The sequence below is a fragment of the Pedobacter frigidisoli genome (assembly GCF_032678525.1).
Classification (GTDB): domain Bacteria; phylum Bacteroidota; class Bacteroidia; order Sphingobacteriales; family Sphingobacteriaceae; genus Pedobacter; species Pedobacter frigidisoli_A.
This window is the reverse complement of the sequence record NZ_JAVTSE010000007.1, coordinates 1-19660: the sequence shown is the minus strand read 5'-3', so window position 1 is coordinate 19660 and position 19660 is coordinate 1. Positions and strand designations below refer to the sequence as shown.

17 protein-coding genes and 2 tRNA genes are annotated in these 19660 nt (G+C 38.0%); 13 read left to right on the top strand and 6 right to left on the bottom strand.

The genetic code is table 11. The features are described 5' to 3' along the window. The first annotated feature begins 33 nt into the window (after positions 1-33). The 5 genes from rpiB to ade all read left to right on the top strand — a co-directional run bounded on the left by rpiB (position 34) and on the right by ade (position 7296). Positions 34-471, top strand: a complete 438-nt coding sequence (rpiB, locus tag R2Q80_RS17970) for a ribose 5-phosphate isomerase B (RefSeq protein WP_316800931.1) — start codon at positions 34-36, stop codon at positions 469-471. Between the two features lie 24 nt (positions 472-495). Continuing rightward, a complete protein-coding gene (locus R2Q80_RS17965) occupies positions 496-2124 on the top strand; it encodes a M28 family peptidase (protein ID WP_316800930.1) in 1629 nt (542 codons plus the stop codon). 81 nt (positions 2125-2205) lie between these two features. Next, positions 2206-3594, top strand: coding sequence for a LutB/LldF family L-lactate oxidation iron-sulfur protein (locus R2Q80_RS17960; protein WP_316800929.1), 1389 nt, complete (start codon positions 2206-2208; stop codon positions 3592-3594). A 28-nt stretch (positions 3595-3622) separates the two neighbouring features. Further along, on the top strand, positions 3623-5599 hold the full coding sequence (locus R2Q80_RS17955; RefSeq protein ID WP_316800928.1) for a dehydrogenase E1 component subunit alpha/beta: 1977 nt from the start codon (positions 3623-3625) through the stop codon (positions 5597-5599). Positions 5600-5658: 59 nt separating this feature from the next. Next, complete coding sequence (ade, locus tag R2Q80_RS17950; RefSeq protein ID WP_316800927.1) at positions 5659-7296, top strand: adenine deaminase; 1638 nt, start codon at positions 5659-5661, stop codon at positions 7294-7296. A gap of 19 nt (positions 7297-7315) precedes the next feature. Here the strand turns inward: ade and R2Q80_RS17945 are convergent, their stop codons facing one another. Both R2Q80_RS17945 and R2Q80_RS17940 read right to left on the bottom strand, forming a co-directional pair. After that, the gene (locus tag R2Q80_RS17945; protein ID WP_410478764.1) at positions 7316-7894 is read right to left on the bottom strand and encodes a SprT-like domain-containing protein; all 579 of its coding nucleotides are present in this window, start codon (positions 7892-7894) and stop codon (positions 7316-7318) included. A 141-nt stretch (positions 7895-8035) separates the two neighbouring features. Beyond that, positions 8036-10306 (bottom strand): helix-turn-helix domain-containing protein, encoded by a 2271-nt coding sequence (locus tag R2Q80_RS17940; protein ID WP_316800925.1) that lies wholly within the window; start codon positions 10304-10306, stop codon positions 8036-8038. 168 nt (positions 10307-10474) lie between these two features. On the opposite strand from R2Q80_RS17940, the gene R2Q80_RS17935 reads away from it, so the two are divergent. Then, on the top strand, positions 10475-10978 hold the full coding sequence (locus R2Q80_RS17935; protein ID WP_316800924.1) for a GNAT family N-acetyltransferase: 504 nt from the start codon (positions 10475-10477) through the stop codon (positions 10976-10978). 110 nt (positions 10979-11088) lie between these two features. Here the strand turns inward: R2Q80_RS17935 and der are convergent, their stop codons facing one another. Beyond that, the gene (der, locus tag R2Q80_RS17930) at positions 11089-12390 is read right to left on the bottom strand and encodes a ribosome biogenesis GTPase Der (RefSeq protein WP_316800923.1); all 1302 of its coding nucleotides are present in this window, start codon (positions 12388-12390) and stop codon (positions 11089-11091) included. A 225-nt stretch (positions 12391-12615) separates the two neighbouring features. After that, positions 12616-13512, bottom strand: coding sequence for a GTPase Era (gene era / locus R2Q80_RS17925; protein WP_316800922.1), 897 nt, complete (start codon positions 13510-13512; stop codon positions 12616-12618). A gap of 114 nt (positions 13513-13626) precedes the next feature. Here era and R2Q80_RS17920 point away from each other — a divergent pair. The 5 genes from R2Q80_RS17920 to R2Q80_RS17900 all read left to right on the top strand — a co-directional run bounded on the left by R2Q80_RS17920 (position 13627) and on the right by R2Q80_RS17900 (position 16700). Further along, positions 13627-13702, top strand: a tRNA-Met gene (locus tag R2Q80_RS17920). A 71-nt stretch (positions 13703-13773) separates the two neighbouring features. Beyond that, positions 13774-13845, top strand: a tRNA-Glu gene (locus R2Q80_RS17915). A gap of 981 nt (positions 13846-14826) precedes the next feature. Further along, positions 14827-15300, top strand: coding sequence for a hypothetical protein (locus tag R2Q80_RS17910; RefSeq protein ID WP_316800921.1), 474 nt, complete (start codon positions 14827-14829; stop codon positions 15298-15300). A 167-nt stretch (positions 15301-15467) separates the two neighbouring features. Next, entirely contained in the window at positions 15468-15878 is a 411-nt protein-coding gene (locus R2Q80_RS17905; protein ID WP_316800920.1) for an SMI1/KNR4 family protein, read from the top strand. 459 nt (positions 15879-16337) lie between these two features. Continuing rightward, complete coding sequence (locus R2Q80_RS17900; RefSeq protein ID WP_316800919.1) at positions 16338-16700, top strand: MFS transporter; 363 nt, start codon at positions 16338-16340, stop codon at positions 16698-16700. Positions 16701-16773: 73 nt separating this feature from the next. On the opposite strand, the gene R2Q80_RS17895 is transcribed toward R2Q80_RS17900, so the two are convergent. Then, positions 16774-17460, bottom strand: coding sequence for a hypothetical protein (locus R2Q80_RS17895; RefSeq protein ID WP_316800918.1), 687 nt, complete (start codon positions 17458-17460; stop codon positions 16774-16776). A 405-nt stretch (positions 17461-17865) separates the two neighbouring features. Here R2Q80_RS17895 and R2Q80_RS17890 point away from each other — a divergent pair, with 405 nt between their 5' ends. Beyond that, positions 17866-18099 carry a hypothetical protein gene (locus R2Q80_RS17890; RefSeq protein WP_316800917.1) on the top strand — a complete coding sequence of 78 codons (234 nt, stop codon included), beginning with the start codon at positions 17866-17868 and terminating at the stop codon, positions 18097-18099. Between the two features lie 35 nt (positions 18100-18134). After that, entirely contained in the window at positions 18135-18584 is a 450-nt protein-coding gene (locus tag R2Q80_RS17885; protein WP_316800916.1) for a hypothetical protein, read from the top strand. A 106-nt stretch (positions 18585-18690) separates the two neighbouring features. On the opposite strand, the gene R2Q80_RS17880 is transcribed toward R2Q80_RS17885, so the two are convergent. Then, a complete protein-coding gene (locus R2Q80_RS17880; protein WP_316800915.1) occupies positions 18691-18972 on the bottom strand; it encodes an ankyrin repeat domain-containing protein in 282 nt (93 codons plus the stop codon). Positions 18973-19660 lie beyond the last annotated feature (688 nt).

Genomic DNA, 19660 nt, shown 5'->3' with positions numbered 1-19660 from the left:
GTTTAGATTTTATATTTCTCTCTAAATTTGGAAATGCCTGAGAATAAAATAACAATTGCAATTGGCGGAGACCATGCGGGTTTTGAATACAAAGAAGTACTTAAAAAATTTCTGGCTGACTATGATGTAAAAGACTTCGGGCCATATACTGCTGATTCAGTGGACTATCCTGATTTCGCACATCCTATAGCTGAAGCAGTAGAAAATAGTGAATTTACTTACGGTATTTTATTATGCGGATCTGCAAATGGTGTGGCCATCACAGCTAATAAGCATCAGGGCATCCGGGCCGGCCTCTGCTGGGAGAAAGAAGTAGCCTCACTTGTTCGCAAACATAATAATGCTAATGTGCTTTGTATCCCGGCAAGATTTGTGTCAGAAGACGAGGCAAAAGAGATTACTAAAACCTTTCTAAACACCAAATTTGAAGGTGGCCGTCATCAGAACCGGGTAGAAAAAATATCTTGCTAAACCAACCTTAAAACTAACTTACAAATGAATAAACAATTTTTGACCCTTAGCTTAGCTACCCTGCTTTCTGCAAGTTGCTTCGCTCAAGTAAAACCTCTCGTACCCAACAAGGATGCAATGAGGTTCAGTAAAGCGATCAATCCTGCGGACGGCTTTAAACATCTTTCTGTGCTGGCATCAGATGAATATGAAGGCCGGGAAACCGGAACGAAAGGAGCATGGATGGCTGCAGATTATATCCGTAATTATTTTAAAACTATCGGTTTGAAAGGACCCGTTAATGGTGAGTATTTTCAGAAAATAGACCTGGTTAACGTTACCCTGAAAGAAAGCCATGTGACGGTGAACGGCCAACCTAAAGAATACCAGAAAGATTATGTATTAACACCAAGCTTAATCTCTGATAAAGGCTTCACTTTCTCGACAGATGAAATTGTCTTTGTTGGTTATGCGATCAAGAAAGATAATTACAATGATTTTGCCGGAACTGATATTAAAGGCAAAGTGGTAATGATGTTTGGTTCCGGAGATCCGACATTAAAAGCAGGTGCAAGAATTGACAGGGCTACTTATAGAGCAATGTTGGAGGAAAGAGCAAAATATTTTGCAGCAAACCAGGTAAAAGCAATCATTATCATCGACCCTGCTGTAGATAGAATAACAGAAAACACCAAACAGGCTCAAAATAAAGGAAGAGTTTTGGTGAAATCCAATAGTGCACTTGAAGCACAAAATGCGGCTCCCCGCATCGCCATCTCAACCGCTTTGGCAAATGATTTATTTAAATCAGCAAACACTACAGTTGCAGATGTACAAAAGAAAATAACCGACAACCAGGCACCAGCTTCGCAGATTTTAACTATTCCATTTTCTGCAAGTGCTGCAAAAGCAGAAACAGCTGTTCGTTGTGAAAATGTTCTGGGTTATCTTGAAGGTTCAGATCCTGTGTTAAAGAAAGAAGTACTGGTACTAACGGGTCATTATGATCATATAGGACTGGTAAATGATCCCAATGCTACAGATAAAGTAAATAATGGTGCCGATGATGATGGCTCGGGAACAACCGGAGTATTGTTAATGGCAAAGGCCTTTGTTGATGCTAAAAAAGCTGGTAAAGGTCCGAAACGAAGTATATTATTTATGACTGTTGTTGGTGAGGAAAAAGGCTTATGGGGATCAGACTGGTATTCTGAGCACCCGGTATTCCCTGTTGCCAATACTATTGCAGATTTAAATACCGACATGATTGGCCGTATTGGCGAGGAGTATCTGGGCAAACCAGATTCGGCAAACTATATCTATTCGGTTGGTTCGAAAATGTTAAGCAGCGAATTACACGAATTGAATGAGCGTGTAAATGCTACCTATACCAAAATGAAGCTGGATTATAAATATGACGATCCAAAAGATCCTGAACAAATTTACTACAGATCAGATCACTATAATTTCGCCAAATTGGGCATTCCAATTATCTTCTTCTATGACGGTATGTTGCAACAAGATTACCACAAACCAGGTGATGAGGTTAGTAAAATTAACTTTCCATTGCTGGCTAAACGTGCTCAACTTACCTATTACACCGCATGGGAGCTGGCCAACCAGGCAAAACGCCCGGCTGTTGACATGGATGGTAAAGGAAATGCTAAGAAATAAAAATTTTAAGCCCTTCGATACCCGAAGGGCTTTTTTATGCATTATACTTTCCACGGAAACATAAAATCCTATCTTTGAATTATGATGAAAACTGCGGAGGAATTTTTAGAGAAATCTGATGAGAAGGCGTTCGATTTACCACATCGTAAAACCATTAATTACAATATTGGCAAATACAATACTGCGGTAGAAAGGGGATTGTCTAAATTTGAAAACCTCGAAGCATCGAAAAAGAAGGCACACGTAATTAAATGGCGTGTGATGGAAAACCTGGATAAATTCCTCCCTGAATTTGAGTCAAACTTCCAAAGACGGGGTGGAAAGGTAATCTGGGCAAATGATGCCGAAGAAGCTCAGCGGGAAATTCTTAGTATTATTAAAAGAAATAATGGAAAAACAGTCATCAAATCCAAATCGATGACTACCGAAGAAATTCATCTGAACGATTTTCTGGCGAGCAATAAAATTGAATCTTTAGAAAGTGATTTGGGTGAATACATTGTGCAGCTTCTCGGGCAAGCCCCCTACCACATTGTTACCCCGGCAATGCATTTAAGCGCAACAGATATTGCTAAATTATTCCATGAGAAATTTGGAACACCCATTGATGCTACACCACCTCAATTGGTTCAAAAAGCACGTGAATTACTCCGGGAAAAGTATTTGAATGCAGATATCGGAATAAGCGGTGGAAACTTTTTGATTGCTGATACCGGAAGTATTGCCATTACGGAAAATGAAGGGAACGCTCGTTTAAGTACAACTTTCCCAAAAATTCATATCGCCATCGTAGGAATTGAAAAAGTAATACCATCCATTAACGACCTTGATCTGTTCTGGCCTTTGCTGGCATCTCATGGAACCGGCCAGAACCTGACCGTTTACAATACCATTTTGAGTGGTCCACGTCAGCCTGATGAAACTGATGGGCCTGAAGAAATGTACGTCATCCTTTTAGATAATGGACGTACCAATTTACTTGCTCAAAAAGATCAACGCCAGGGTTTATATTGCATCCGATGTGGAGCATGTTTAAATGCCTGTCCTGTGTACAAAAATATTGGTGGGCATACCTACAACACCACCTACAGCGGTCCCATTGGATCGGTGATTACCCCACATTTGAAAGGCATGGAAGAATTTAAACATCTAAGCTATGCCTCCAGTTTATGTGGAAAATGCTCAGAAGTTTGTCCTGTAAAGATTGACATCCATAAGATGCTGTTACTTAACCGCCGGGATGCAGCAGCAACGCATGAAAACGGCAAGACAGAAGAAATGGGTTGGAGCATGTTTAGCCGCATGATGCAAAAACGTAAGTGGATGGATTTTTTCGGTGGCAGGTTTAAAAACTTTATGCTAAAACGTTTCTTTAAAAAAAGCTGGGGAGCATACCGGGAACTCCCAACATTAGCGGATAAATCTTTTGCGAAGCAATATGAAGAAATGAAGAAGGGTAAGCAAGAGTAATTTTAGCTAACAATTAAATCATCATATTATGCATTTCAACCGAGGCAACAAAAGCGATAGTTTTTTATTGAGCTTGTACAAAAGATTGCTTTATCCCCGTATGGTTGAGGAAAAAATGCTAAAGCTCCTGCGTCAGGGTCGCATCGGCAAGTGGTTTTCAGGTATTGGCCAGGAAGCAATTGCCGTAGGCTCAACTTTGGCAATGCAAAGTGATGAATATATTTTACCCATGCACCGCAACCTTGGTGTTTTCACTTCAAGGGAAATTTCTTTAAAAAAACTTATGGCACAGTGGCAAGGGAAACTTACCGGCTTTACCAAAGGCCGTGATCGCTCTTTTCATTTTGGCACACAGGACTACAAAATCATTGGAATGATTTCACACCTCGGTCCACAATTGGCCTTAGCTAATGGAATTGCACTTGCAGATGTACTGGACGAAAAACAGAAAGCAACCCTTGTTTTTACTGGCGAAGGGGCGACAAGTGAAGGTGATTTCCATGAAGCCCTGAATGTAGCTGCTGTATGGAATTTACCAGTAATTTTCCTGATCGAGAACAATGGTTATGGACTATCGACACCGGTTGAAGAGCAGTTTCGATGCAAACACCTGGTTGATAAAGCCCTGGGTTATGGTATGGAAGGTTTTCAAATTGATGGCAATAATATTCTGGAAGTTTATGATGCGATTGACAGGATTGCGGCAGACATCAGGCAAAAACCAAGACCAGTGTTGGTAGAGTGTTTGACATTCAGAATGCGGGGGCATGAAGAGGCTTCAGGAACTAAATATGTACCGCAGGAATTATTTGATGAGTGGGAGAAGAAAGACCCTCTAAGTAACTATGAACATTTTTTACTGGATCAAGGTATCCTTACAACAGACGTAATGGTCGACATTAAAATTGAAATCAAAAAGACCATTGAGCTCGATGTAGAAGAAGCCTTTGATGAGCCGGAGCCGGAAGCAAATTTGTTTACAGAATTAACTGACATGTACTATCCTCACGAGCAAACAGTGAGTGAACCCACCGGCTTAAAAAGGGAAATGCGTTACCTTGATGCAATATCAAATGCTTTGGATCTGGGTATGGAAAAATATCCAAATCTGGTTTTAATGGGGCAGGATATTGCAGACTATGGAGGCGCTTTCAAAATAACAGAGGGATTTTCCGTTAAATACGGAAAGTCAAGGGTTCGGAATACACCTATCTGCGAATCGGCAATAGTTGGTGCAGGCCTCGGGTTATCTATAAATGGTTACAAATCTGTCGTAGAAATGCAGTTTGCCGATTTTGTATCGGTAGGTTTCAATCAGATCGTAAATAACCTGGCCAAAACACATTATCGATGGGGACAAAATGCAGATGTAGTGGTGCGTATGCCTACAGGAGCAGGAACTGGTGCCGGGCCATTTCATTCGCAAAGTAATGAGGCATGGTTTACCAAAACGCCAGGCTTAAAAATTGTTTACCCAGCCTTTCCCGATGATGCTAAAGGCTTGCTCTTAGCAGCTATTGAAGATCCAAATCCAGTAATATATTTTGAACATAAATACTTATACAGGAGTTTAACAGGAAATGTACCTGATGGCTATTATACCACAGAAATTGGCAAGGCGGCTAAGCTTAGAGAAGGTAATCGATTTGTCATCGTCACTTACGGATTAGGGGTGCATTGGGCATTGGATTATCTGAAAGACCATCCAGATGTGAGCGCAACATTAATTGATTTAAGAACCTTGCAGCCCTGGGACAAAGATACTGTTGCAGCTGCTGTAGAAGCTACAGGAAGGGTATTAATTTTACATGAAGACACCTTAACCAATGGTTTTGGATCTGAAATATCTGCGTGGATCGGTGAACATTGCTTTCAGTTCCTGGATGCACCTGTGATGCGCTGCGGCAGTCTGGATACCGCAATTCCAATGAATAGAATACTGGAAGATAACTTTCTGGCTAAAGCGAGGCTAGCAGAAACAATTGATAAATTATTAAAATATTAGAGAGTTTTACCACTATAAAACAAAATCATGTGTTACCGTGGTTAATTTATATAAACAGGATGAGCAATTTTACAGTTGAAGGAAACATAGTTGATATTGCAAAGCGTAATATTTTCTTTGGTGAAGTGAGGGTTGAAGATGGAAAAATAAAATCTGTTACTTCGCTTTCTCAAATGGTGGATAAGGCTCACTTTATTCTTCCCGGATTTATAGACAGTCATGTCCACATTGAGAGCAGTATGCTTATTCCAAGCGAATTCGCCAGGCTTGCTGTTATTCATGGAACTGTCGCAACAATAAGTGATCCTCATGAAATTGCAAATGTTTGCGGTATGGAGGGAGTTGAATTTATGCTGTCTAATGCTAAGACTGTACCTTTTAAATTCAACTTCGGAGCACCTAGCTGTGTTCCTGCCACGAAATTTGAGACTGCAGGTGCTGAACTTAACCATGATGACGTAAAGTCACTTTTAGCAAGACCGGAAATCAAATACCTGAGTGAGATGATGAATTTTCCCGGGGTGCTATACAAAGATGAGGAAGTATTAAAAAAGATAGCTGCTGCACATGCGGTTGGCAAGCCAGTAGACGGCCACGCACCTGGTTTGCGCGGCGACGCTGTTCAACAATATATAGACGCAGGAATATCTACGGATCATGAATGTTTCACGGCAGAGGAAGCTTTAGACAAACTTCAACGCGGCATGAAAATTCTCATAAGGGAAGGCAGCGCTGCCAAAAATTTTGACGCGTTAGTAGACCTGTTAAATGACTGGCCGGAAATGATTATGTTTTGTAGCGATGATAAGCACCCTGACAGTTTGGTTGAGGATCATATTAATGCCTTATGTGCCAGGGCAGTTGCCAGAGGAATAAACATCTTTAATGTATTACAGGCAGCTTGTATTAATCCTATAGCGCACTATAACTTAGAAGTTGGTCAGCTTCGCCTCGGTGATGATGCCGATTTCATTATTGCCAATGACCTTAAAGATTTCAAAATAAAACAAACTTATGTGAACGGGATTTTACTTGCAGAGCAGGGAAAAACCGTTGGAAATTGGGTCAAGGATATAGAAGATCAGGAATCCGTAAATCACTTTGACTGTAGCTTTAAAACGGAAGCAGATTTTGTATATCCATTCACTTCACAAGATGAAATTGCAGTAATTGAAGCATTGGATGGTCAGCTGATTACAAACAGACTTTCTGCCAGGCCAAAAATCTTCGATCAGAATATCATAAGTGATACAGAAAACGACGTTTTAAAAATAGTAGTGGTGAACCGCTATCATGATGCGCCTGTGGCGGTTTCATTTGTTAAAAACTTTGGGCTGAAAGCTGGTGCTATTGCTTCAAGCGTTGCACACGACAGTCATAACATAATCGCTGTTGGAGTTGATGATGCGAGTATTTGTGAGGCAGTAAATCTGGTAATTAAAGAAACGGGCGGAGTTGTGGCTATTGGAAATGATAAAAGACAGGTTCTGGCATTACCGGTAGCAGGCTTAATGAGCAACCAGAATGGCTATCAGGTAGCAGAAAGTTATACGCAGATTGATCAGTATGCTAAAGAACTGGGCTCGACGCTCAAAGCTCCATTCATGACACTGTCTTTTATGGCTTTACTGGTTATTCCACGCTTGAAACTGAGCGACAAAGGTTTATTTGACGGGGATAAGTTCGAATTCGTTTAGCAGTTTGCCTAACGCAAGCTTAATCGAGCAAAAAAACCTCGGCGAGGGGATTAAACAAATATACCCTTTTGTCATCCATACAGATGCAGCGATAACGTTTTCTAATGCGCTCACCTTTGGTAAAACGGCGGCCATCTTTGATTCGGAAATTGGTATTTACGGGTAACTGTTCCACATGTAAAATATCTGCCTTACCAGAATCGTATTTTTTTAAAGCCCTGGATAAGTGTAAATCAGAACAACTTGATGCCGCAGGGTTCGACATGTAATTGTCAATTGCCTGATGGATATCAGCAGGAAAAACGTTCATTTCAAAAAAAGGATTCATCATTCGCTGGAAATTTTTCTTCCATTCTGATCCATGTGGTTTTACTTTATTTTTGAAATCGTTCCAGGTTAACAGATGGGCAAATTCATGAACCGTCGTCACCAGAAAGGCATAGTGATTGAGGTTGAAATTCACTGATATCCGGTGTCCTTTATCGCGGTAAGGATGACGGTAATCACCAAGCTTGGTTGCACGGGTTTTAGCAATTTTGAATTCACACTGAAAATAATCTATCCATTTTGCAATCAGCGGTGCCGCTTCGGCCGGCATGTATTGAGCTAAAAGGTTTGTATTATCCACGAATGCTAAGATAGGAATTTTTGATTTTCTTAAAGACAGCGGTTACCAGGAATTACAATGGAAAAACAGAACTCCAAATAATTTTAGGGTAAACTTATAATGATTCACTCATCATTCCTCTGATGGAAACAAGGAAGCCAAGACCATTTTAATTTCTCCAAAGGAATAATCCTTACCCAAAAACTCCCGTATAGCAGCCATTGATTTTGTTTTCTGACTCTCGACAGCATTGGCGATGTTTTTAATTTTATTGGGCTTGACCAATTTCCCTACATCGATTTGCTGGGTAGAGATGAAGTAGGCTAAATGCCCTTCAACAGTTCCAACTGAGAGACCCCGCTCCTTTGCTATTTCCTGGACCGTTTTACCCTGTTCATACAATTCGAAGCTGACAAACTTAGTATCGACTTTTGGTTCTTTTTTCTTTTTTTCAACAGCCGATTTTACTTTTAATGCGACGCCTTTTAGCTGAATAGCCTTTTGTAGTTGTGCGTTACGCTCGGTTGTATTTAACAAGGCATCAGTATCGGCCTTACTGAATTCTTTACCCTCGATAATTGCCAGCAACAAGGCTTTCGCCTTGTGTATTTTTTTCAACTGCTCATATATCAGAATTTCAAGTTCGAGTAGTTCTGTTAAATAGGTTTTAATCTGTTTTTCTTCTTTGATAGATTCAATTTGCGAAAGCAGTTTATCTGATACCTGTTTGATTAGGGGGCTAAAATACTTCACGGCAGCCTCTACTCTCTTGGAAACGTTGAATAGCGTATGTTCAGTACGCTGGGCAAACAAAGCTTTAAGCTGATTGATGAAAGTATCTGCTGTAGATGTGATCTGCTGAAAATCCTTATATAGCGCCATGGTCCAACCATCATAGCGTTGTTTGGTAGATTTTGCTTCACTTTTATCGAAGGTTTCTACATGCTCCTTTAAATAATACCGTACCAGATTCAGGTCAAATGCAGACAGCAAATATGTTCTGGCAAAATCGTAACTTTCTAAACCAATTTGCTCAGTGAGGATTTCCGCCGGTTGCCGTGTTTTCGAGAAATAATGTATATTCTGGTCTTGCATTAAACCATTTTCACGCAAGTGAGAGGTTAATACGAGCCCTTTTAAAGACCTCAAACGCGACAGGGCTACGTAAGCCTGGCCAGGTGCAAACGCATCACCGATATCGATAATCGCTCTGTCAAACGTTAAACCTTGACTTTTATGTACTGTAATTGCCCAGGCCAGTTTAATTGGATATTGAACAAATGAACCAGCCACATTCTCGTCAATCTCATTGGTAGCCTCGTTCAGTTTATATTTAACATTCTCCCATGTGTAAGGTGAGATCTTAATTACCGTTTTATCTTCAGTCAATTCAATTTCAATGGTATCTTTTTCAATGTGATGAACGACACCGATTTTGCCATTATAATAACGTTTTTCGGCAGTCATATCATTTTTGATAAACATGACTTGTGCACCAACCTTTAATTCCAGGCTCCTGTCATTCGGATATGCATATTCATTAAACTCGCCATTGACTTTCGCATCAAAAAAATATGACTTTGCAGCTAACTGTGTTAAGCGTTCGCGATTGATGGTATCTGCTTTATTGTTATGTGTGGTGAGTGTGATGTAGTTTTCATTTGCGCCCGGCTTAAAATCCTGTTTGAAATGCTGTTTCAACAATGCAGTATCGTCGGCTGTGATCTGATTGTTTCTCAGGTTATTCAGCAAGTCAATGAAAACAGCATCGTCCTGACGATAAATTTTATCCAGCTCGATATAGACAGGTGGATTGGTCTGTAAGGCCAGAGCATCGAAAAAATAAACGCTTTTATAAAAACCCGCCATTACTTTCCATTCATCATTTTTGATTACCGGAGGAAGTTGGTACAGATCACCTATAAAAAGCAACTGCACACCACCGAAAGGTATATTTCTGTTTCTGCGAATGTAGCGTAATGAGAAATCGATCGCATCCAGCATGTCGGCTCGCAACATACTAACCTCATCAATGACCAGCAATTCGAGCTCCTGAATCATGCGGCGTTTATTTCCCTGCATGTTCAGGTGTTTTACTATCGTTCGAGGCGTATTGAAGTTGAAGGTAATGTTCTGATTAATAATTCCGGTAGCAGCATCTGGCAAAAAGGCGCCGAAAGGGAGCTGAAACAAAGAGTGAATCGTTACTCCTGATGCATTGATTGCCGCAATGCCAGTGGGTGCACAAATCATTACCTTTTTGTGCGTAAGTTGAATTAATTTACGCAGGAAAGTAGTTTTTCCTGTTCCCGCTTTCCCTGTTAAAAAAACGTGCCTGGAGGTATAATTAACAAATTTAGCCGCGATTTCTGCAGGCATAGAAGTTTCTTCTAATGTTGGCATTGGCAAAATGATTTTAGTTTGCTTTATTTTGGAGGGATATTTAAAGCTAACAATTTTAGCACAAAAATAGGCATGATTTATAAGATTAAATATTTTATCGGTGATAATTTTAAGGTTAATTAACCACAATAAAAATCAATATTTATATTCGTTTGTTTATTTAATCATATGATCGAAACAGATAGACTCATTTTGAGGCCACTTACCCACAAACAACTGGTCAAATACATCAAAGACGATCATTCGCTTGAAAAAGAGTTTGGTCTTCTGCCTACAAAAAAAAACATCTCATCATCACTTCGCTCGGCATTAAAGCAAAGTGTATTGCCTAATGTATCTGATCAGGATAAAGATTATCTGTATCACACTTTTTGGACAATTATCTCTAAGCCCGACCATAGAATGGTTGGCGACATCTGCTTTGTGGGAGAGCCTGATCTGAACGGAGAAATAGAAATCGGTTATGGTACCTATGAAGAATTTCGGGGGAAAGGTTTTATGACTGAAGCAGTTGGCCGGATCATCGGCTGGGCAAAGGCACAGCCAAAAGTGAAATCCATATTTGCAGCAACAGAGAAGGACAATGTTGCTTCATATTCTATTCTTGAAAAAAACGGCTTTAAACATATTGGGGAAGTAGATGATATGATGAGCTGGAAACTTCAGTTTTAGATTATTTTAAATTAGCCAAGGCTTTTTCTGATAGCAAAAAGGGCTACCATTGTTTGAATGGTAACCCTGTATTATTTAAATTAAGCTTCTGATGTTTATCAGAAATAATGTTATTTCTGTCTGAAGAAAATCTGAACAGGCGCACCTGCAAAGTCAAAGTTTTCTCTCAGTTTATTTTCCAGAAAGCGCTTATAAGGATCTTTAATATATTGTGGCAAATTACAGAAGAACGCAAACATCGGTGAAGTTCCATTAATCTGCGTAATATATTTAATTTTAATGTGCTTACCTTTTAACGCCGGAGGTGGGAATTTCTCGATTAAAGGCAACATTACATCGTTAAGTTTTGAAGTTGGGATTTTCTTACTTCTGTTTTTGTATACTTCTAAAGCAGCTTCGATGGCTTTGAAAATACGTTGCTTGTTTAATACTGAAGTAAAAATGATGGGCACATCTGTAAATGGTTTAATACGCTCCTTAATCTGCTCTTCAAAAGCTTTCATGGTTTGGGTATTCTTCTCGATCAAATCCCATTTATTGATCAGGATTACGATTCCCTTTTTATTTTTTTCAGCTAGGTGAAAAATGTTAATATCCTGGCTTTCGATACCTTCCTGAGCATCGATCATCAATACAACCACATCAGCCTCTTCTAAAGCTTTAATGGTACGCATTACCGAATAAAATTCCAGATTTTCTTTAACTTTTGTTTTCTTACGTAGTCCGGCAGTATCAATTAACATAAACTCATGACCAAACTGGTTATAGTGGATTTTAATCGAATCGCGGGTAGTACCTGCATTTGCAGTAACGATATTTCTTTCTTTACCAATTAAAGCATTAACCAGAGATGATTTACCTACGTTAGGCCGCCCAGCTATGGTTATCTTAGGCAATTGGTTTTCTTCCTCAGGAATATCTTCAAAGTTTTTAACTACTTCATCCAATAGCTCTCCAGTGCCAGAGCCCGTCATGGATGACAAGGGATAAACTTCCCCTAAGCCAAAACCATAAAAGGTGTGAATCTCGTTATATAAGGCTGTATTGTCTACCTTATTGGCACAAACAAAAACAGGCTTTTGACTTCTGCGAAGTACCTGAGCAATGTCATCATCAAGGTCTGTAATTCCGGTAGTTACATCTACCATGAAAATCAGCACACTGGCTTCTTCGATAGCAATCATTACCTGCTCACGAATAGCAGCTTCATAAACATCTTCAGAATTGGCTACATAACCACCTGTATCGATTACGGTAAACTGTCTGTCTGTCCACTCACCTACACCGTAATGCCTGTCGCGGGTTACACCGCTCATGTCATCAACAATGGCTTTGCGGCTTTCAGTCAGCCTGTTAAAAAGGGTACTTTTACCTACGTTGGGTCTGCCTACAATGGCGATAATATTACTCATGTTACGTATTATTGATAGTTAATGGCTTATAGTTAACAATCGTGGTGTTAAGCAAGCTTGCTTAAACTATTTGGCTATCAGCCATTGACTATCAACTATAACCCAATTATTTCGGGCTGCAAAGGTACTGTTAATTTCTGTAACCTTTAACTTAAAATTGTTTTTTATACTTATTCAGCAGATCTTAATCGCTTTATCTGTCAGTTCATTAACCTGGAATGATGGTTAGTTATCGTAACCAAAACTTTTCAGATAATTCTTTTTACTTCTCCAGTCAGGGATTACTTTGACAAATAATTCGAGAAAGACTTTGCTGTCTAAAAATTTCTCTACCTGTATGCGTGCTTCGGTACCTACTTTTTTTAGCATACTGCCTCCTGTACCTATTAAAATATTTTTTTGCGAATCACGCTCCACTACAATTTCTGCACTGATCCTGATCATTTGCCCTTTGCCATTTTTAAGCGGCTCTTCTTTAAAGCTTTTCACAATAACTTCGGTACTATAGGGAATTTCCTTCTGGTAATTCAGGAAAATCTTTTCCCGGATGATTTCAGAAACAAAAAAACGTTCAGAGCGATCAGTAAGATCTTCCTTATCGTAATAAGCCGGATGTTCAGGCATCAGCTCAAGAACATGGTCTAAAATACCTGTTACGTTATGGTTATGTAATGCAGAAATGGCATAAATTGAAACAGGCTTTAGCTTTTCCTGCCAGTAAGCGATTTTTTCATCTACCTGTTCCTGCAACGCGGTATCAATTTTATTAATCAACACAATGGTTGGAATGTCGCGATCGAGGATTTTATCGAGAACATCGTCTTCATCATGCGTCTCGTTTATATCCGTAACGAATAAAAGTACATCTGCATCAGTTAAAGAGCCATTAACAAAGCTCATCATACTCTCCTGCAAAGAGTACTTTGGTTTAATTATACCCGGGGTATCAGAGAAAACAATCTGATAATCTTCTTCATTTACTATACCTAAAATACGGTGTCTTGTAGTTTGCGCCTTTGGAGTAATAATACTAAGTCGCTCACCTACAAGCACATTCATTAAGGTTGATTTACCAACATTTGGTTTACCTATAATACTAACAAAACCTGCTTTATGCGCCATCGAAATATTTTTTAAAAAAAATTTGCAGCACAAAGAAACGAATTATATCTTTGCATTCCAATTCGGAAACAGAGTTAAGGATTTAATTCAAGTGAAAAGCCGAGCTGTATGTAGTGCGGGGTGGAGCAGTTGGTAGCTCGTCGGGCTCATAACCCGAAGGTCGCACGTTCGAGTCGTGTCCCCGCTACCAAATTGAGTAGAAAGTTGTAAATCGAGGTTTGAGTTTCAGCCTTTGAAGTAAGAACTTAGAACTAATTTATTGGCCCGTTCGTCTAGGGGTGAGGACGCCAGATTTTCATTCTGGAAACAGGGGTTCGATTCCCCTACGGGCTACAAAAATCAATATCAAATAATTTAAAACCCTGCAAATATGTAATTTGCAGGGTTTTTTATTGATATCAAAATCCTAAAATATGCATCAAATCACAATAAAAAAGTGTGTAATTCGGTGCGTATCCAAAACAAAAACACTAAGCACCGATTTTACTTCAATCAACTGAACACCAACATGTTCAGTTATTAAACATCTTGATACCAGAAAGCTGCTGTCTTACTTTAATTTCACTCTAAGTAAGTAATTATGAAAGGTAATTTCCATCTGCTTTATTATATTATCTAAGAAAGCAAAAAAAATACTTGGCATACTGCCTTAAAAACTACTCAGCACTATGCAAAAGTTCTTGATACCAAGGTCAGTCATGATATGGGTAAGCTTAAACAACAGTTTAGTAGTAATTAAACTTTAATTTAGCATTTAACGTAAATGTTAAAGGCTACATTTTTTTTTTGCTGCTTTTAACATTTTATAATATCTAGTCGGGGGTTATATTTCAAATTTGCAATAGATTATCTTTTTAAAGATTAAGGTACTTAATGCCGCTGGGATGTGAACTTCGTTCACTTTTCGGCGTCTAAGGGCTATCTGGAAGGTTTTTGAAAAGTGACTCACCGAATCACTCACCTTTTTCGACTGTATTTTTTAGTTGCAATTGCTATAAGCAAATATAAGTCGGGATTTCGCTAAAAATGTGCACCCAGCTTTTTACCATCCGGTCTTAATGGAATTGTAAAGACAGAGCCAAATATATCCGATCTAGACGAACAATATTGAATCTATCCCCGCTTTTCAGAAGCTTAAAACCGCTTAAAACGAGTCAAGTGACCACTTTTAAGCGAGATCTAGTGAACAATATAGACCGAAACAGGTGGCCACGATAGATGAAAACCAGTGGCCACTTTTAGCGGAACTCACACACTACCCTGAAACCAAATAGCCCGGCATCATTGTTGTTTAAAATTTGGAATTACTAAAGGATGAAATTAATAAAAGCCATATCGGTCATTTTATTGCCGTTTTTTGTTGCCTGTGAAAGCGATGAAAAGAAGTTTGCGAGGGCTGAAAGGGAATGTTCGCAAAAAAACAGCGTGGATCAATTAGATGTCAGTCTTTTTGGCTATTCTTATGATGACGCAGATTCAGTGTCGATAAAAATACAACGCGACGGTAAGATCATAGCAGATTATAAGGATGCGCTTCCCAAAAAGTATTTTGATTCCTTAAGGCACCAAAGATACTACACCATTAAAAAGAATATCCTGCTGACCGATACGCTTATGGTCAAAATAGCAAAGGAGCCAATTAGAAAAATATATGGGTTTAGCTATGCTGTTAAACCCCACTTTACCATGATGAACAGAGATTTTGGATGCGAATTCAGCAGTTTTGTAATGGATGGAGAGATAGTGAATGAATCTACAGTTAGCCTGGTTAAAAAATCAGCAAAATAAGCTGAAATATCGTCATTGGTGGTTAAGGCATCTTGGCTTATATTAAATTTGAAAAAATGCTGAATATCATTCTCCTGATAAAGCGATTTGGAAGATGATACCGCAAATTAAAATAGTTGGTTAAATTTTGGAAAAATAAAAATATAAAGACCATTAATTATTGTTTTATGCAATTTGAACAATCAGAAAAACAACTTACACAGGAAGAACTCAACAACTTTGAGGAAAATTTTCAAGTCAGCCTTCCAGACGATTTTAGGCAGCACTACCTGAACTACAATGGTGGTTATCCACCTTATGATTATGTTAAAGGTTTAAAAAATATCTTTACCATCAACGGATTTGATTCAATAAAATATGGAACGCTGCCGATAGAACAAGCCATAGCTGATCATAAAAAAAGCGGAATTACTTTTGAAAAAAAAATTCCATTTGCATACGATAATGGCGGGAATGTTTTTCTGATCTCCGAAGATGGTGCTATTTATATCTTAGAATCCGAATTTCTGAAAGACAAAAACTACATCCTGGTTTCCGAATCATTCACCGATTTTTTGAATTCATTTTATAATCAGTAGTTAATTAAGGAAAGGTTACTAGATTGGTGTACACTGTTTAGGTCTACCATTCTTAAAATAGAGAATAGGGATGTGTTATCGATAAAAATTGAAAATAAATTTATTAATGAAATTAATCTAAAAAGAGAATGGCAACAAAGTCATTCAGGGTTTTTGATCCAAAAGATATCCTTTGTCCATCATGACTAAAAAAGCCAAAATAATACTAAGCTTGATTTTCTTTTTAGAGATCCTATTTCTAATTAGAACTTACCTTATTTATTCTTTTTATAAGAATGATGAAACTTATGGTGATGGATTACCAAATCCGTCTAAATATGATCATCATTTTTATTCTGCCATATTTCTTTCATTGGTAATAATGATGTTATTGATGTTTGGTTGTATTTTACTCTTAAAAAAATCAAAACGAAAATGATAAACTGATATAAATTGAATACAATAAAAAAATCACTAATTATGAGCCTAGTTTCTGCACTGGTAGGCGGATTACAAATGGCTTTATTTTTACCAGATGGCATTTCATGCTTAGATGGAACCAGTTCACTATTTGATGGGATCTTATTTTTAATGCCAATTCAATTGGTCATTGTCTTTTGCTTAGGATTTATAGATAAAAAAATAACAGCCTATTTGATCCCTGCATTTTTGCTGATTTTTTGGCTGTTTATAAATAGACATGAATTTGTCGCCAGAAAAGCATGTTGGTCTACATTTTCAGATGCTGAAATTTTAAAAGTAGTTCTGCTAAAATCTGCGATTACTTGTACGATATGCCTTTTGCCCTTATATTTTTTGCTAAAAAAATATATCATTCGTTAAATCTAAACAGAATAGACATTTAGGGTGTAGTCCTATCTTAATTAGGCAGCCATAAATATTAATGTAAAAAACCTTACAGGTCTTTTTTCAATTTGTATGTCTCTCTGGTACCGACCAGCTGATCTATAAAATTGCTTTTAAAAATATATTTATTGCTGTTTTTAGTGATTATTAAAGTCAAACTACGATCTTCTTTATCAGCAAAAACTATTTTAGACGGTTGTGTTTTTACTCTTATCAGATCTTTCTTTACATTTTCCACATAACTATCAAGTTGAAAATTAGCTGATGCGTTATCGACATTTATTTTAATTGTTCCCCAACCTCGTGCATCTCCCGATTCCTCTTTCATTCTTAAAAAATGACCGGTATAACTTCCTGTAAATTGGTTACCGCTTGCTGGAAACTTATGTTTATCAAAAGTCCATTTCTTAAGGAGTTTTTCATTTGACTTTAAGTACAAAATTTCATTGCTGCCGAGATCATCAATACTCACACTTACATCTGCAAATCTTAGGTTGATCGTATCGATGATCCTGTATTTTTCAACGTCTTCACTTTTTAAAGATCTTTCCAGGGAAAAGATATAGCGGTTATTTGTTCTTTCTTTATAAATACTGTATGAAATACTGTCAATCCCAGTTTTCTGTTCTCTGAAAGTTTCGACGCTATTTAGCTCATCGCCGGAAAAGAATTCCTTACCAATATAAACATCTTTCTGATTCGATATCTTATCTATGGCTTTATTGGTTTTAGGCACAGTATCAATGGCCCTTCGAGATGACTTGTTTTGGTTGCATGATACTAATACTGCAATGATTAATAAGAGACTGTAAAGTATAGACTTCATCATATCGTTAATATATAATTTTTTTTAATTTATCGTAGTATGTATGCCTTTTGCCACTAGATTTTCCATCAGGAAATTGTTAAGTTCGATTAAAAAAGTCAATGGAAGCGAGAATCAGCCCAGCAGCCGCAGTTTTTTAATTACAAAAACCAGCTCCTTACAAATTGCCAAAACCTATGCACAACGTCCAACTCAAAAACCATTAACCGAAATTTCTGAGATCACTCCCGAATTTCCGCATCTTACCAAGATAATTTTAGCATAGTTTTATGCTCCTATTACATACATATAAAACCAACATTTCCATTTCTCCTGATGAAAACAATCATTACTCTGTTAACAGCTAGGCTATTTTTTATCGGTAGTTTAAGTGCGCAGGCCCAGTCTTACTACCTGAATTCGGTTGATGAAGAAAAGCCCTTTAGCTTATATATTTACCACGGCCCTGATGGCAAGGGTGCTTTTGTTCAGTATTACGGCAGAACGGGACTGATCGCATTAAAGCAGAGAAATTTAAAAGGGATAATTCCAATTCTTACAGGTGGATAGAGGTAGTAAACGGAAAGGCATCAGGAGCCTATTAGTTGATAGAAAAAAATGGTAACGTACTGAGCGCCTGGTACGATAGAGGGTCAGACCACCGTCGTTTTAAGTTTTCAGAAGTTAATTTAGAACCTGCCGGGAAGGAAATTCAAAAAATGCTGCTTAATGATATCCTGATTAATTATAGCACTGATGCTGTTAAAAACCTTGTTTACTTCAGGAGTGCTAAAGGTGAGGGGCAAATGGCAAATACCGATGCAATAGATGCATTGGAAGCCGAAAGAAAAAGTTACATCGAGGATTACAATTTTGGTGGCTATGATGATTTCGCGTTTTCAATTCCGGACGCTGGAATGGGTATTTATCGGGCGTTCAACATTTGGCTTTATACCCCTAAGACCAGGCGATATAATGCACTACTACCGTCTGGGGATAAAAGAAGTAAATGCAATTGCCTTTGCGATGTTACACCCGGCAAAAAAATAAAATGATTATTACCTCTTGCCGTGGAGATGCAAAATGGTGGCAGGATATTTACCGGGTTACAAAAGATAACCGGCTTGTTGGGATCGTTCTAAAGAAATAAGTCAATGATTGTCATGAGGGATCTGCATTTTTTTGAAGAATTGCTTTCGCTAAATTTAAGTCATTTTTATAGACAGCGATATAATGTAGTGCAACCATTCCCTTATTATTCTGGTAGTTAACATTAACGCCCTTTTCTATTAAGTAATGTGCGATTTCATCTCGTTTATTCTGAAGTCCTACTTGTAAAAGGGACATATCATTAACGTTCAAAACATTTATATTTGTTTCACTGATTTTTTCTTTTACAGCTTTCAAGTCGCCGTCTGTGACGATTTTAAAAAAACTTTCCATTGAACTTTAGTTTGTATATTTTACTTCGATTAATCAAAGGCGTTCCTGACAATAATTATGATATTTCCATCATCTTAAAGATTTTTTGAAGATAAGATCTCTTTCATAATTATCACATAAATCCACTTATGAAGGCCCTCACTTTTAGGAAAGTCTGCCTTTCCTTTGCTCCTCTGCGTTTAATTCAATTAGCAATTTCAGCACATTTCCAGTTCAGAATGACACCAATAGCCTACAGGAAAGAGTTTGGGAAGAAGAGATAATCTTGCATTCATTATTGGATATCCCCCAACCTCGGTAAAGACCGTTACAAATAAGTAACGAACCAAAATTTTCTTTTTTAAAACACTTCGTAAAATACCTTAGTAAGCCTGAAAAGCACATATTATCTCATCAAATGGCGGCTTGGCTGAAAGACTTAGAATCTTTTAGCTATCAGCTATCGGTTCGATTCCGGCATCAGGCTCGTGTCGCTAGACGATACAATAGTCATAGAGCAACCAAAGCGTAGAGGAGATGAAAATCACGCGGTTCAAAGAAGGTGGTTAAAAAGGGTGAAGTTTTTTATTTGCAATATGATAGTTATATTCTTATGAATTAGACAGTTATCATATGTAAAGTTTTTCGGCACTGCTTAACATTAATCCGGAGATGCTGCCTTTGTCTTAAAACTAATTATATGAGCCCT

Excerpts from the sequence above, each read along its gene's own strand:
- rpiB (WP_316800931.1), top strand. The coding sequence starts at position 34 with ATGCCTGAGAATAAAATAACAATTGCAATTGGCGGAGACCATGCGGGT.
- R2Q80_RS17965 (WP_316800930.1), top strand. The coding sequence starts at position 496 with ATGAATAAACAATTTTTGACCCTTAGCTTAGCTACCCTGCTTTCTGCA.
- R2Q80_RS17960 (WP_316800929.1), top strand. The coding sequence starts at position 2,206 with ATGATGAAAACTGCGGAGGAATTTTTAGAGAAATCTGATGAGAAGGCG.
- R2Q80_RS17955 (WP_316800928.1), top strand. The coding sequence starts at position 3,623 with ATGCATTTCAACCGAGGCAACAAAAGCGATAGTTTTTTATTGAGCTTG.
- ade (WP_316800927.1), top strand. The coding sequence starts at position 5,659 with ATGAGCAATTTTACAGTTGAAGGAAACATAGTTGATATTGCAAAGCGT.
- R2Q80_RS17945 (WP_410478764.1), bottom strand. The coding sequence starts at position 7,894 with ATGCCGGCCGAAGCGGCACCGCTGATTGCAAAATGGATAGATTATTTT.
- R2Q80_RS17940 (WP_316800925.1), bottom strand. The coding sequence starts at position 10,306 with ATGCCAACATTAGAAGAAACTTCTATGCCTGCAGAAATCGCGGCTAAA.
- R2Q80_RS17935 (WP_316800924.1), top strand. The coding sequence starts at position 10,475 with ATGATCGAAACAGATAGACTCATTTTGAGGCCACTTACCCACAAACAA.
- der (WP_316800923.1), bottom strand. The coding sequence starts at position 12,390 with ATGAGTAATATTATCGCCATTGTAGGCAGACCCAACGTAGGTAAAAGT.
- era (WP_316800922.1), bottom strand. The coding sequence starts at position 13,512 with ATGGCGCATAAAGCAGGTTTTGTTAGTATTATAGGTAAACCAAATGTT.
- R2Q80_RS17910 (WP_316800921.1), top strand. The coding sequence starts at position 14,827 with ATGAAATTAATAAAAGCCATATCGGTCATTTTATTGCCGTTTTTTGTT.
- R2Q80_RS17905 (WP_316800920.1), top strand. The coding sequence starts at position 15,468 with ATGCAATTTGAACAATCAGAAAAACAACTTACACAGGAAGAACTCAAC.
- R2Q80_RS17900 (WP_316800919.1), top strand. The coding sequence starts at position 16,338 with ATGAGCCTAGTTTCTGCACTGGTAGGCGGATTACAAATGGCTTTATTT.
- R2Q80_RS17890 (WP_316800917.1), top strand. The coding sequence starts at position 17,866 with ATGAAAACAATCATTACTCTGTTAACAGCTAGGCTATTTTTTATCGGT.
- R2Q80_RS17880 (WP_316800915.1), bottom strand. The coding sequence starts at position 18,972 with ATGGAAAGTTTTTTTAAAATCGTCACAGACGGCGACTTGAAAGCTGTA.